We start from the raw sequence: 15,141 nt of genomic DNA on the forward strand, positions 1-15,141 counted from the left end.
CCGTCGGTTCCGGGGTTGTATATAGTCAGTCGCAGCCGAACAGAAAGTTGCACGCGAATCGGTGAATGATCTGAATCACACCAACGGTCACCGGGCGAGCCCAGGTCTGGACGACTTCTCCGACGAGGAGTTGGCCGCCGCCGCAGGTGCCGGTGATCCGGAGGCCTTCGACGTCCTGATCGGCCGAACGGCGCCGATCCTGCTGCGATTCGTCCGGCGCATGATCGACGATCCGCAGGTCGCCGAGGACGTCGCGCAGGAGACGATGATCGCGGTGTGGCGCGCACTGCCGGACTTCGAGTTCCGCAGCGCGGTCCGCACCTGGGTGCTCGGCATCGCTCATCGCAAGGTGATCGACCACTATCGCCGCCGCCGGGAACTGCCCACTGAGAACGAGCAATTCGCCGACCTCGAGTCGGCCCAGCCGCTGCCGAGCGAGGCCGCCGAGCGGGCCGAGTTGGTCGAAGCACTCCGCGCCGAACTGACGCACCTGCCGCCTGTACCGCGGGCGGTGTGGTGGCTTCGGGAGGTCGAGGGCCTCTCTCTCGGCGAGATCGAGTCGGTACTGAAGATCAGCAACGGTTCGGTGCGTGGGCACCTCCAGCGCAGCCGGACCTTCCTCACCACTCGCCTCGCGCCGTGGAAGCCTGGGAGTAGCGGGATGCCGAGCCCGGAGGAACGCATCGGCGAACCCGAAGCACAGCGACAGAGTCGAGAGAGGAGGACGCGGACATGAATTCAGAAGCTGTAGGCGGAGATCCGACCGACGCCTGGCTGGTGGACGCGAGCCGCCGCCTCGATGAGCCGACCGGCGACGTCGCGCGCCTGGTCTCGGCGATCGCGTCCGGACTGCCCCGGCTCCGTCGGCCCGGCCGCGACCTCGCCACCGACGACCCGAGGGTCCGCGTCAACGACCGCGTCCTCAAGCAACTCTTGGCCACGCGGGTGCGGAACGCCGTCGGCCGCCTGGTGGTCCACGTCCGGCTGGACGGCGACGACGATGAACTCACCGGCCTCACGATCGGGCTCGTGGCCCGGTATCGCGACGACCTCCACGCCGAGGCCGACCGAGTCCGCGACGCCGTCGAACAGGTTCTGGGCGAGACCCTCGGCGCGGACAGCGCACGGCGGGCCGGCGCCCAGGTGCATGTGCGATGGCAGGACGTGTACAGCCGGGAGTGGCTGAACTGAGAAGGGGGATGGGGGGCGAGAGGTGTAGATTTCCTGCGGTTTGTCAGTAGCCAGGCCGTCCATCTGCGGTTCTCCAAGCCATGTCAGCCCGAGATTCCAGCAGAGCCTGTCAGAACTTTCACCTGCCAGAGCATTCCAAGCGCTCACTGTAACGAGGCGCGGACGTCGTTCCCGTTTCCTGTTAGACCTACCCAATACGCCACTGTGACAAATCCTCTTTCCGGGTACATCTACTGGCGCGCGAAACCAATTGATGACCTGATCCGGGACTGCTGCATGATCAGGTGACAGATTCGTTCACGCACCATCCACCTGCGCCTGAACGTCATCCCCTCCGGCTACAGTTGGTCGAGATTTCCCTGCTGAGGACTGAGGAGACGACCGTGGATGCCTTCGAGATTCACCGACGGCTGATCGGCGACTACCGCCAGTTCACCGAGGGTTTCGTCGACATTCGTGACGAGCGTGTCGCAGCGGTGGTGTCGGAGCAGAGTGCGAAGGGTTCGCAGTGGCCCGCGCCGTGGGTGGCGTTGAATCCGTCCTTCGCGCCCGGCGGTCGCGTCGACGAGTTGGTGTCGTCGGGGCTCCTTCATCCCGAGTGCGAGCGGATCTTCCGGATCAAGTCCGATGCCGCCGACGCCGGTGGGGAGTCGATCACCCTGCACCGGCATCAGCGGGATGCGGTGGAGATCGCAGGGTCGGGTGCCTCGTATGTCCTGACGACCGGCACCGGGTCTGGCAAGTCCTTGGCGTACATCGTCCCCATCGTCGACCGGGTTCTGCGGACCGGCACGGGTCGTGGGGTTCAGGCGATCGTGGTGTATCCGATGAACGCACTGGCCAACAGTCAGGTCGAGGAGCTGAAGAAGTTCCTCGAGCTTGGGTACGGCGGCAAGCCGCCGGTGACGTTCAAACGGTACACCGGCCAGGAGTCGCGTGAAGAACGAGATGCGATCCTCGCCGATCCCCCGGACATTCTGCTCACCAACTATGTGATGCTCGAGCTGGTGCTCACCCGTCCGGACGAACGATCGTCGCTGGTTCGAGCTGCGCGCGGGCTCCAGTTCCTCGTCCTTGACGAGTTGCACACCTATCGCGGTCGGCAGGGCGCGGATGTGGCGATGTTGGTGCGACGGGTCCGTGACGCGGCCGCGGCCGATACGACACTGCAGTGCGTCGGGACATCGGCAACGATGTCGAGTGGCGGGACGGTCGCCGAGCAGCAGAGGGACGTCGCCGCCGTCGCCTCGACGATCTTCGGTACCACGATTCGCCCCGAACACGTCGTCACCGAAACCCTGGTGCGTGCCACGACCGAGACTGCACCCTCGCCGGCAGCGCTCGCGTCCGCGGTCGATCGTCGCGGCGACGTCGAGTACGACGATCCCGCGCTGCGTTCGGGTTATGGTGCGCTGCAATCCGATCCGTTGGCAGGCTGGATCGAGGACGAGTTCGGGTTGACGACCGAGCCGGGTTCGGGCCGTCTCGTGCGGCGGGCCCCCTCGACCATCGCGGCGGCGGCGGAGAATCTCGCCGAGGTGACGGGGCGTGACGAGCGCAGTGCGGACACAGCGATCCGTGCGACGCTGCTGGCGGGTTCCCGCACGCGGCATCCCGAGACGGATCGACCACTGTTCGCGTTCCGGTTGCACCAGTTCCTGTCCAAGGGCGGCTCGGTGTTCGCCACCGTCGAACCCGAGGCGACCCGCGCAGTGGAGACCGAGTTCCAGGTGGTGCTGGACCCGAGCCCCGAGCACCCGGATCGGGAGCGGCGCCTGTATCCGCTGGCGTTCTGCCGGGAGTGCGGGCAGGACTATCTCATGGCCCGCTGCGAGGTCGGCGACCGCACGGTCGCGTTCACCGCCCGGCACCAGTTGCGGCCGACGGACCGCGACGACGGCTACCTGTACGTCTCTGCTGACCACCCGTGGCCCACCGAGCCGGTCGCGGAGGGGCGCCTTCCGGCGTCGTGGCTGGAAGTGACGCCGCAGGGCAGCGCGGTAACGAAGACGCGATCCAAGGACGTCCCGCAGCGGATGCTGGTGGCAGCGGACGGTTCCGCCGTGGCGTCACGCGGGCCGGACCACGAACTCCCGGGCCATACTCTCGCCGCGTGGATTCCGTCGTCGCTGCGGTTCTGCCTGCGCTGCGGTGTCTCCTACGAGGCGCTGCGCAGCAGCGAGTTCACGAAGTTGGTCACTCTGGACCGCGAAGGCCGCAGCAGCGCTATGACGGTGATCGCGTCGAGCCTGGTGCGGGCGCTGCGGGCGGCACCGGCAGCCGAGTTGCCGACGAGTGCGCGCAAGCTGCTCACGTTCGTCGACAACCGGCAGGACGCCGCGCTGCAGGCTGGACATCTCAACGATTACGTGCTCGTGGTGCAAGTGCGTACCGCGCTGTATCAGGCACTGGTTGCGGCCGGTGACGATGGTCTCGATCCATCCGACCTCGGCAAGGCCGTCACCGATCAGCTGGCGCTCGAGTTCCACGAGTACGCGCAGGTTCCCGACGCGCTGGATCAGCGACCGGTCCGGCGAGCACTGCAGTCGATGGTGGAGTACCGGACGCTACGCGATCTTCAGCGCGGGTGGCGGGTGACGCTGCCGAACCTCGAGCAGAGCGGCCTGATGGTGGTCGAGTATCCGCTGGCGCGAGTGTTGGCGGAGCGGACGGAGTTGTGGGACGACGCTCATCCGATGTTCCGGCTGATCGATCCGGGTCAACGTCAGGAGATCATCGAGGTGCTCCTCGACGAGTTCCGACGAGTGTTGGCGATCGACGCGGAGGCGTTGACCATCGATTTCGTCAACGGCCTGCGTCGGCGCAGCCGGGAACATCTCGACGGTTTGTGGGCGCTGTCGTCGACCGAACCGGACCCGATCATCGGGCTCGTGGTCCCGGAGTCCGGCGCGAAGGGTTCGCCTCGGTCGGTGCTGAACCTGACCGGGCGCGGCAATTTCGGCAAGTGGCTGCGGCAGCTCTACAAGGACAGCATCGCACTGAGTACCACGGACGCATCAGACATGATCGCTTCCCTGATCGAATTGCTCTCCGCCAAGGGGTTGATCACGAAGACCACCGACGGACGAGCGAGCGGCTACCGGCTCAAGGCCTCCACGATGCTGCTGCGAGCCGGCAGTGGCGAGTTCGGTGCCCGCGATCCGCTGCGCCGCCGGTACGAGGCTGACACCCGTCCGCGAGTCGTGCCGTTGTTCCGCGACCTGTACCGCGAGGTCGGCCAGGAGCTGGCGGGCTTGCAGGCCCTCGAACACACCGCACAGGTGCGGTCCGACGAGCGCGAGGAGCGCGAGAAGCGGTTCCGGTCCGGCGACCTACCGCTTCTGTTCTGTTCTCCCACCATGGAATTGGGTGTCGACATCTCCTCGCTCAACGCTGTCGCCATGCGGAACGTGCCACCGACACCGGCGAACTATGCGCAGCGTAGCGGCCGAGCGGGCAGATCCGGGCAGCCGGCCATGGTGGTCACCTACTGCGCCTCCGGTAACAGCCACGACAGCTATTACTTCGAGCGGTCCCACCTGATGGTGTCCGGTCGGGTGATTCCGCCGCGTCTGGACATCGCGAACGAGGATCTGGTCCGCTCGCACGTGCACGCGGTATGGCTGGCGGAGGCGTTGGCCGCCACCGATCAGGGTCTGGGCTCGTCGATTTCGGGGGTACTCGACCTGACCGAGGACGGGTACCCGGTGCAGCCGCAGTTGATGGACGTGCTGCGCGATCCGCTGGCGAGTGCCCGGGCCACGACCCGCGCTGCAGCACTGCTCGGCCCGCTCGAACCGGAGCTGTCGGAGGCAGCGTGGTGGGACGCGTCGTGGGCGGGCACGGTGATCGACGAGGCTCCAGTGGAGTTCAACAGGGCGTTCAACCGATGGCGGACCCTGTACGAGACCGCCACGAAGGAACGAGACGCGGCGTATGCGCAGTCCAGCGACTCGACCCGCACCCGCAAGGAGAGGGAGGAATCCGATCGCCGTTCCGGTGAGGCGAGGCAGCGAATCGAGTTGCTGCTCAACCAGTCCGATGGGCACGGGCAGACGGATTTCTACACGTACCGCTACCTGGCGTCGGAGGGTTTCCTTCCAGGATATTCGTTTCCACGGCTCCCCTTGGCAGCGTTCATTCCCGGCCAGCGCGGTGGGGACGGCAGCTGGCTGCAGCGTGCCCGGTTCCTCGCGATCTCGGAGTTCGGGCCGGGCGCTTTGATTTACCACGACGGCGCCCGCTACCAGGTCACCCGCGTCAGCCTGCCGCGCGGCAACGGTGACGGCGGGACCGAGGTACTGCGCTCGTCGGCGCGGGTGTGCGATGCCTGCGGCTACCACCATCCGGTGCAGGCGGGCATCGATGTGTGTGAGTTGTGTGCCGAGCCGTTGACCGGTGAATGGAAGGAACTGCTGCAGCTGCAATCGGTGATCACGCGGCGACGAGAGCGGATCAGCGCTGACGAGGAAGAACGCAACCGGGTGGGTTTCGAACTCCGCACCACCTACCGTTTCCTGCCGCGGGGCTCGAGCAGCGGCCGGTTCGATGCGACGGTCGCGTCTGCGTCCGGGCGTACTCTGCTCGATGTCCAGTACGGGGATGCCGCCGAGGTGCGGGTGACCAACCTGGGTCGACGCAACCGCAAGCACAAGGATGTCCACGGCTTCTACCTCGACCTGGTGAAGGGCCGGTGGCTGTCGGAGAAGGACTACCGGTCCGACGACGCCGCCGACCCAGACGACGAGATGGAAGCCGGCTTCGACGACGTCACCCGCAAGGCACAGGTCACCCCGTACGTGGAGGACCGCCGAAACATAGCGGTGCTGCGCTGGACCCGCTCCGTGTCGGAGTCGGAGGCCGTGACGCTGCAGTACGCGCTCGAACGTGGCATCGAAACCACCTTCGAACTCGAGGACTCGGAGCTGGCCAGCGAACTGCTACCCGACCCGGACGAACGCGGCCGACTGCTGCTGATCGAGGCCGCCGAGGGCGGTGCCGGGGTGCTGCGCCGGCTGCAGTCTGAGCCGGATGCCGTCGCCCGCGCCTCCCGCCGCGCCCTCGAAATCATGCACGTCGACCCCGATACCGGGTCGGATGTCGAAGGTGCGTGTGTGCGCGGTTGCTACCGCTGCTTGCTGTCGTACGGTAACCAGCTCGACCACGAGTCGATCGACCGACGTGCAATCGTCCCGCTGTTGCTCGATCTGGCTACCGCGACAACGCTCTCGGATGCCACCAGAGACACGACAGCGCCGACCACAGCTGCGACGGCAGTGCCATCCGGCCCGCGTGCCGCGGCGTTGTGGACCTTGCTGCAGGACAACGATTTCCACACGCCCGATCGGGTGGATGTCGAGCACGACGGGATTCGGATCGACATGGTGTTCCCGACACCGGGCATCCCGACCGCCGTGTTGGTGTACGAACGGGGCGGGGATGCCCGCGATGCCGTCACCTTGCAGTTCGGCGGGTGGAACGTCGTCGAGATCCCCGCCGATGCGGACTTGCTGACTGCCGTCCGCGCTCATCCCACCGTTTTCGGAGAGGCCACCTCATGACGTCGACTGCCACGGCCGCGCAGTTCGCGGTCGGTTCCCTGGTTCATACCCGCGGACGGGACTGGGTGGTGCTGCCTGCCAGCGACGCCGAGATGCTCGTGTTGCGCCCGCTCGGGGGCGGCGCGGACGACGTCGCGGGAGTGCTGCCTGCGCTCGAGCCGGTGCAGGCGGCCACGTTCCCGCCACCGGACGCCGGCGACCTCGGCAACGACCGCAGTGCCCGACTGCTGCGCGATGCACTGCGAATCGGATTCCGTTCCAGCGGTGGACCGTTCCGGTCCCTCGCCGGGCTGTCGGTGTCGCCACGGCCCTACCAGCTGGTGCCGCTGCTGCTGGCGCTGCGGCAGGAGACAGTGCGGCTGCTGATCGCCGACGATGTCGGTATCGGCAAGACGGTGGAGGCAGCACTGGTGGCGGCGGAGATGCTGGCACAGGGGTCGGCGCAGCGGCTGGCGGTGCTGTGTCCGCCGAGTCTGGCCGAGCAGTGGCGTCGTGAACTCTTCGAGAAGTTCGGACTGGATGGGGAGTTGGTGTTGCCGGGTACGGTGGCCCGCCTCGAGCGGGGGCTCGAGTACGGGCAGTCGCTGTTCGAGCGGTACCCGGTAACGATCGTGTCCACCGATTTCATCAAGGCAGAGCGTCGTCGCAACGATTTTCTGCGGGGCGCACCGGATCTGGTGATCGTCGACGAGGCGCACGGGGTGGCCGCCGACGACACCGGACGCGGGAGTGCGGGACGCACCCAGCGGTACCGGCTGGTGCGTGATCTGGCCGACAGCCCGGACCGTCACCTGATTCTGGTGACCGCGACCCCGCACAGCGGTAACGAGGGCGCCTTCCGTAACCTGATCGGCCTGCTCGATCCGGCACTGCACGACGCGGACCTGTCTTCGGAGGCCGGGCGGAGACTGCTGGCCGAGCACATGGTGCAGCGGCGTCGCGCCGACATTCGCGGCTATCTGGGGCAGGACACCAAGTTCCCGAAGGATCGCCGGACGCAGGAGATCGCATATCGGCTCACCCCGCAGCATCGGGCCCTGTTCGACGATGTCCTCGCCTATGTCCGGGGCCGGGTGCAGGACCGTACCGGCACCGCACTGCAGCAGCGGGTGCGATGGTGGTCGGCGCTGTCGCTGTTGCGGGCGATGGCCTCCTCGCCGGCCGCGGCCGCGGCGACCCTGAACACCCGGGCGTCCGCGGCCGAGGCAGAGAACGAGTCCGCGGCGGACCGGCTCGGCGCCTCCGAGGTTCTCGACCAGGTCGAGGATGACGCCGCTGACGGCGGAGACGTGGTGCCGGGTGCACTGGTGCACGAGAGCCAGGAGCGTCCCAGCGAACGCAGTCAGCTGCGCGCGTTCCGGGACCGCGCCCTCGAACTGGAAGCCGACCACGCTCAGGACGCGAAGCTGGCGCTGGTGACCACGCAGGTCAAGAAGCTTCTGAAGGACGGGTTCGACCCAATCGTGTTCTGCCGCTTCATCCCGACCGCGCACTACGTGGCCGCGCATCTGCGGGCGGCGCTCAAGAAGGTGGAGGTGGAGATCGTCACCGGCGAGCTTCCGTCGGAGGAACGTGCACAGCGGGTCGCTGCCCTGTCCGAACGCGCGGCCGGATCCCGAAAGGTGTTGGTGGCCACCGACTGCCTGTCGGAGGGCGTGAACCTACAGGAGGACTTCCAGGCGGTCGTCCACTACGACCTGGCATGGAATCCGACGCGACACGAGCAGCGAGAGGGCCGGGTCGACCGATTCGGCCAGCCCGCCGAGGTGGTGCGAGCACTGCTGCTCTACGGCGAGGACAACGGCATCGACGGCATCATCCTCGATGTGCTGCTCCGCAAGCACGAAGCGATCCGCCGCGACCTCGGGATCAGTGTGCCGGTGCCGCCGCAGAGCGATCAGGTGCTCGCAGCACTGCTCGAAGGTGTGCTGATGCGCGGGCAGCAAGGTGAGCAGCTGGAGCTCGGATTCGGCCTCGAGGGCAAGGCCAACGAACTGAGCGAGGAGTGGCGCAGCAGCGCCGAGAACGAGAGCCGTAGTCGAAGTAGGTTCGCGCAGAACATGATCCGACCGGACGAGGTACAGGAGGCGGTGGACGCGGCACGCGCCAGCCTCGGCTCACCCGACGACGTCGCGGGGTTCGTGCAGACGGCGCTGTCCGATGTCGGTGCGACGCTGTCCACGGACGGCACTGGCTTCGCGGCTGATCTGGCGCTGGCCCCGGTCGGACTGCGCGACGTGGTGCGCGCACCAGGGGACGTCGTGCGGTTCGCCGCGGATCACCCGGCCCCGGCGGGTGCGGCGGTGCTGCAGCGCACCGACCACGTGGTGGCCGCCATCGCCGACTATGTGCTCAACGCAGCGCTCGATCCGCAGCTTCCGGCGTCGGCCCGGCCGGCGCGCCGCTGCGGCATCATCGTCAGCGACGATGTCACGACGCCCGCGGTTGCGCTGCTGGTGCGTTTCCGTACGCATCTGTCGATGCCGTCGCGACACGGTGATGTGACGTCGGTGGCGGAGGAAGCGCGGGTTCTCGCGTTCACGGGCAGCCCGTCCAATCCCACCTGGCTGTCCCCGGACGAGGTGGATGCCCTGCTGGCGGCACGTCCGTCGGCGAACGTACCTTTCGAGACGGCCACCGGCGTGGTGGGATCGGTGTTGGCGGCCTTACCTCTCCTCGATCCCGCACTCGACGAGCAGGCGACCGTGGTTGCGGAGACGCTGCGGCAGGCGCACGTGGCGGTACGTCGCGCCGCGCGGGGTGACCGCGCCGGGGGTCTGGGTGTACGGGGGCTGACGGTGACTCCGCAGCTTCCGGTCGATGTTCTCGGGGTCTACGTCTTCCGTGCGGCAGGAGGTCTGCGGTGAGCGCCACGTTCCAGGGGGTACGCATCGTTGGTGGCGTGGTGCCTCCGGCGCTGCTCGGCCGCATCCAGTCCGGTGAGGTGTCCGATCCGGCGAGCCTGTCGGCCGCCTCCTATCACCTGGTGGGCACCGAGACCCCGCGTGATGCGGCGTCACGTGCGTGGGCGTATCTGCGGGGTGCGTGGTCCGCGTGGCGAGCGGAGGACGAAGCCCGCACGCCGGGTACGGCCGGGACGGGTGCGGCCCGGGAGAAGTGGTTGCTGCCGCTGCTCCGCACCCTCGACTACGGGCAGGTGCCGGCGATGCCGGCCGGGGAGACCGGCGAGGGTGATCATCCGGTCTCGCACCTGTGGGGGCACGTGCCGGTGCACCTGTTGGGCCCCGGTGTGGATCTGGACCGTCGCAATCCGGGGGTGAGGGGTGCGGCGCGGGCACCGCAGGCGATGGTGCAGGAGTTCCTCAACATTCGCGACGACTACCTGTGGGCAATCGTCAGCAACGGCCTGCGGTTGCGGCTGCTGCGGGATTCGACGGCGCTCGCCGGATCCGCGTATCTGGAGTTTGACCTCGAGGCGATATTCGACGGTGAACTGTATGCGGAGTTCCTGCTGCTATGGCAGCTGGTACACGTGTCACGACTCGAGAAGCGCGGCGGTCACGAAGCGCCGCCGTCGGATTGCTGGCTCGAGTCGTGGCGCGGTGAGGCCGTCGATGCCGGCACCCGCGCATTGAACCAGTTGCGGGACGGTGTCGAGAGCGCGTTGCAGTCGCTGGGTTCGGGAATTCTGCGGCATCCGTCGAACCGGTGGCTGCTCGACGCGCTGTATTCGGGCGCGATCACGGACCGGCAGTTTCACACGGCATTGCTGCGCACCGCCTACCGCTTGTTGTTCTGTTTTGTTGCGGAGGAACGGGATTCGCTGCTCGATCCGGCGGCTGAGCCGAGTGCGGTGGACCGCTATCGACGCTACTTCTCCACGGCACGGCTGCGGCGGCTGAGCCGCGCGCGGGCCGGGGGCCCGCATCCAGACCTGTGGCAGTCGATGCGGCTGGTGTTGCGTGGCCTCGGCGGCGACGGCATCGCGCAGCTGGCGGTGCCCGCGCTGGGCGGACTGTTCGACCCCTCCCCGCGGGAGCCGAAGCTGCCGGGCCAGCCGTACCCGGACCTGGTGCTGGGTGCCGAGATCGCCAACGCCGATTTCCTGTCGGCGATCCGCGCGTTGGGCTGGGTGTCGGTGCGCGGGCAGCGGATTCAGCCGGTGGACTACCGGCACCTGGGTGCCGAAGAGCTGGGCAGCGTCTACGAGTCGCTGCTCGAACTGGTTCCGCGGGTCGATCTGGCAGAGCACACGTTCACGCTCGAGCAGGTGGCCGGCAACGAACGCAAGACCACCGGCTCGTACTACACGCCACCGGCGTTGGTGTCGGCGCTGCTGGACACCGCACTCGACCCGCTGCTCGACGATGCCGTGAAGAACGCCGACGATGCCGCGGACGCCCAGCAGCGGCTGCTGGCGATCACCGTGTGCGACCCGGCGAGCGGGTCCGGCGGGTTCCTGGTGGCCGCCGCCCGACGCATCGCTGCCCGGTTGGCGGCGGTGCGCTCCGGTGAGGATCAGCCGACCCCGGCGGACGTACAGCATGCGCTGCGGGATGTGGTGGGCCGGTGCATCTACGGCGTCGACATCAACGAGCTGGCAGCGGATCTGGCGAAGGTGTCGCTATGGCTCGAGGCGCTCGAACCCGGTAAGCCGCTGGGTTTCCTGGATGCGCGGATCAAGGTCGGCAACGCCCTGCTCGGCACCACCCCGGCGCTGTTGGCGGCGGGTGTCCCGGACGATGCGTTCAAGCCGCTCGAGGGGGACGACAAGGAGTACGCGAAGGCGATCAAGAAGCGCAACAAGTCGGAGGGCGGCGCGTTCGCCGGCCAGGATGCTCTGTTCCTCGGTGCCGCCGAGGATCCGGTGGAGAAACTGGCCCGTCGGCGCCGCGCGCTGGTCGGGGCCCTCGACGACGTCGCCGGCGAACGCGCCCGCGCCCAGGCGCTGCGCGATCTGGAATCGTCCGACGAGGTGGTGGCCCGGCGGCGGCGCGCCGACGCATGGGTGGCGGCGTTCGTGTGGCCGCTGCACGAAGATGCGCCGGAGCCACCGACGAACATGGTGCTCCGCATGATGGAGGACGGCAACGCACCGTCGGCGACAGCCGCCGAGATCGACCGGCTCGCCCGCGAATACCGCTTCTTCCATTGGGATCTGGAGTTCCCGGAGATCTTCCACAACGACACCGTCACCGATACCGGACCGGAGGGTTGGACCGGTGGGTTCTCGTGCATGTTGGGGAATCCGCCGTGGGAGCACATCGAACTGAAAGAACAGGAGTACTTCGCCGGACGCGATCCAGAGATCGCGGCGGCCACTGGAGCGAAACGCAAGAAGCTCGTTGCGAAGCTGGAGTCGGTCGACCCACTCCTCTTCAGACGGTACCGAGCCGACAAGCGCAACATCGACTGCCTCCGCCATTTCGCATCGGTGTCCGCGCGCTACCCGTTCACCGGGCGTGGGCGGGTCAAAACGGACCCGGTGTTCGCGGAGCTGTTCCGTAGCCTGACTGCGCCGAAGGGCCGCACCGGCATCATCGTTCCGACCGGAATCGCCACCGACGCCACCACTCAGTACTTCTTCAAGGACATGATCGAGAAGAAGTCCCTGGCCGCACTGTACGACTTCGAGAACGCGGCACCGATTTTCGAGAGCGTGCACCGCAGCTTCAAGTTCTGCCTGCTCACCATCGCCGGCCGCGCCGAACGCGAGGATGCGGCGACGTTCGCGTTCTTCCTGCACGACCCACAGGCCATCGCCACCTCCGAGTTCGCGTTGACACCGGAGGAGATCACACTGTTGAACCCGAATACTGGCACCGTGCCGATCTTCCGTAGCCGCCGCGATGCCGACATCACCCTCGGCATCTACCGCCGAGTTCCGGTGCTGGTCAACGAGAACGATCCGGTGAACGGCAACCCGTGGGGTGTGTCGTTCATGCAGGGCCTGTTCAACATGACCAGTGACTCGCACCTGTTCCACACCCGCGAGGAACTCGAAGCCGACGGTTGGGTGCTGGACGGCAATGTCTTCATACGCGAGACCCCCCCCCGAGGATTCAGGGAGGTAATGGTTCCGGTGTATGAGGCAAAGATGTTGCACCACTTCGATCATCGCTGGGCGACCTACGACGGCGACACGATCCGCGACGTGACGAACGCGGAGAAGTCAGACCCGAGCTTCGCTCCACTGCCGCGGTACTGGGTTGCGCAGTCGGAGGTCGACGAGCGACTCCCTGACCCCCAAGCGCGGTGGCTCGTATCGTTCCGGGACATTGCTCGGTCAACGGATGAACGCACCCTCATCTCGACTGTTCTTCCTCGAACTGCAGTGGGACACACGGCTCCCATCGCCTTCGCCCATGATCTCGAACAACTGAGCACAACCTGGTCGTCTCTTGCCTACGACTACGTGACACGACAGAAGATCGGCGGAACGCATGTCACCTATTCCTATCTGAAGCAGCTGGCTACAGTTCCGCCGGACGCGTTCACGATTCCGGCCCCCTGGGACCGGGATACAGTCGTCGCGGACTGGATCACTGAGCGATCGGTTGAGTTGCGCTATACCGCGAACGACCTGAGCAGCTTTGCCACGGACTTCAATGATGTCGGAGTGCCCTTCGAGTGGGATCCAGCACGGCGATCCCTCCTCCGCGCTGAACTTGATGCCGCGTTCTTCCACCTGTACGGCATCACCCGTGACGACGTCGCCTACATCCTCGACACGTTCGCTGTGCTGCGCGGCAAGGAAGAGTCGCGCTACCACGAGTTCCGTACCAAGCGTGTGATGTTGGAAGTCTTCGACGCGATGCAGCTGGCCATCGACACCGGCGAGCCGTACCGAACGATCCTCGACCCGGCGCCCGGCCACGGCCCCCGCCACGAAATGCAGGAGGTAGCACCATGACCGAGACCGTCGAGCGGATGCTGCCGCTCTACGAGGCGAAGATGATCCACCAGTTTGATCATCGCTGGGCGACTTACACCAGCGGCGCAGTTCGCGACAAGTCCGATGTCGAGAAGGCGAACCCGAAGGATCTTGCACTTCCCCGGTACTGGGTTGACGCGGGCAAGGTGTCCGAATCCCTCGCTGATCGTTGGGAGCGAGACTGGCTGCTCGGCTGGCGCGACATTGCACGCGCCACCGACGCCCGGACAACGATCGCGGCAGTCACGGGTTCAGGGGACGCCCCTGAAGGTGGAACCCTCCTGATGCTCCCCGAACAGGATTCGGCTTCGGCAGCGCTCCTCGTTGCTTCGTTGAACAGCCTGGCGTTCGACTTCTGCGCGCGCCAGAAGGTCGGTGGGACGCACCTGAAATTCTTCACCATGAAGCAGTTGCCAGTGCCCCGGCCCGCAGCGTTCGGCGTCCCGACACCGTGGGATCCAGCATCCGAGCTCTCCGATTGGGTCCGGCTGCGAGTCCTCGAACTCACCTACACCGCCTGGGACATGCAGCCGTTCGCGGAAGACCTCGGCGATACGGGCGCCCCATTCGTGTGGGACCCCGACCGCCGCTTTCCCCTGCGCGCGGAGCTCGATGCCGCATTCTTCCACCTGTACGGCGTGTCCCGCGATGACGCCGACTACATCCTCGACACCTTCCCCATCGTCCGCCGCAAGGACGAGGAGGCTCACGGCGAGTACCGCACCAAGGGGGTGGTCCTGGAGATCTTCGACGCCATGCAGCGCGCCGCTGACACGGGCACCACCTACGATTCGATCCTGACCCCCGCGCCCGGCCTCGGGCCCCGACATCCCGCAAGGAGCCGCTGAGCGTGCGACGTCCGATCCCGACGCCGGTTGGTCACTTCACTCACATCGACCACTTACCGACGATCGCCGTTCATGGATTGATGTCCGACACACGAGCGCAAGCCGACGGACTCCTCACTACCGAAGCAGGAAACACGAGCATCAAAGCTCGTCGTCGTGAACGTCCGGTCTCGGCTGGTGCCGGCGGTGTCGTTTCCGACTACGTGCCGTTCTACTTCACGTCCCGCAGCCCGATGCTGTACTCGATCCATCGCGGCAACGTGCCGACTTTCACTGGCGACGAGTACGACTTGGTCTACCTTCTGACCACGGTGGAGACACTCATCGAGCGCGGTCTTCGGCCAGTGTTCACCGACCGAAATGCTGCGCTGACGTTCTGCAAGCATTCGGACCTCCTTCCCGACCTCGACACTCTCGTCGACTGGGATGTCATGGAGGCGACGATGTGGCGGAACACTCCCGACGATCCCGACCGGATGGAACGGCGCATGGCCGAGTGCCTCGTCCACGACCAGGTGCCGTGGGATGCTTTCACCAAGATCGCGGTCTACGACGAGGCCCGAGCCGAGCGGGTTCGATTGGCCTTGTCTACGCTGGATGTGGCGATACCGCCCATCCATGTCAGTCCTGGATCCTATTTTTGAGC

At 66.8% G+C, this 15,141-nt stretch carries 7 protein-coding genes; all 7 read left to right on the forward strand.

What is annotated here, in order from left to right:
* Window positions 1-61 precede the first annotated feature (61 nt).
* The 7 genes from ACZ5QD_RS14310 (at window position 62) to darT (ending at window position 15,139) form a co-directional block, all read left to right on the forward strand.
* Window positions 62-736, forward strand: a complete 675-nt coding sequence (locus ACZ5QD_RS14310) for an RNA polymerase sigma factor (RefSeq protein ID WP_464366889.1) — start codon at window positions 62-64, stop codon at window positions 734-736.
* Entirely contained in the window at window positions 733-1,191 is a 459-nt protein-coding gene (locus tag ACZ5QD_RS14315; RefSeq protein WP_464366890.1) for a hypothetical protein, read from the forward strand. Before ACZ5QD_RS14310 ends, ACZ5QD_RS14315 begins: the two co-directional genes overlap by 4 nt.
* A 383-nt stretch (window positions 1,192-1,574) precedes the next feature.
* Window positions 1,575-6,752, forward strand: coding sequence for a DEAD/DEAH box helicase (locus tag ACZ5QD_RS14320; RefSeq protein WP_464366891.1), 5,178 nt, complete (start codon window positions 1,575-1,577; stop codon window positions 6,750-6,752).
* Window positions 6,749-9,619, forward strand: coding sequence for a helicase-related protein (locus ACZ5QD_RS14325; RefSeq protein ID WP_464366892.1), 2,871 nt, complete (start codon window positions 6,749-6,751; stop codon window positions 9,617-9,619). Before ACZ5QD_RS14320 ends, ACZ5QD_RS14325 begins: the two co-directional genes overlap by 4 nt.
* A 254-nt stretch (window positions 9,620-9,873) precedes the next feature.
* A complete protein-coding gene (locus ACZ5QD_RS14330; protein ID WP_464366893.1) occupies window positions 9,874-13,626 on the forward strand; it encodes an Eco57I restriction-modification methylase domain-containing protein in 3,753 nt (1,250 codons plus the stop codon).
* On the forward strand, window positions 13,623-14,495 hold the full coding sequence (locus ACZ5QD_RS14335; protein WP_464366894.1) for a hypothetical protein: 873 nt from the start codon (window positions 13,623-13,625) through the stop codon (window positions 14,493-14,495). Before ACZ5QD_RS14330 ends, ACZ5QD_RS14335 begins: the two co-directional genes overlap by 4 nt.
* Window positions 14,496-14,497: 2 nt before the next feature.
* Complete coding sequence (gene darT / locus ACZ5QD_RS14340; protein WP_464366895.1) at window positions 14,498-15,139, forward strand: type II toxin-antitoxin system toxin DNA ADP-ribosyl transferase DarT; 642 nt, start codon at window positions 14,498-14,500, stop codon at window positions 15,137-15,139.
* Window positions 15,140-15,141: the final 2 nt, after the last annotated feature.

The sequence above is a fragment of the Gordonia sp. J1A genome, from assembly GCF_055393515.1.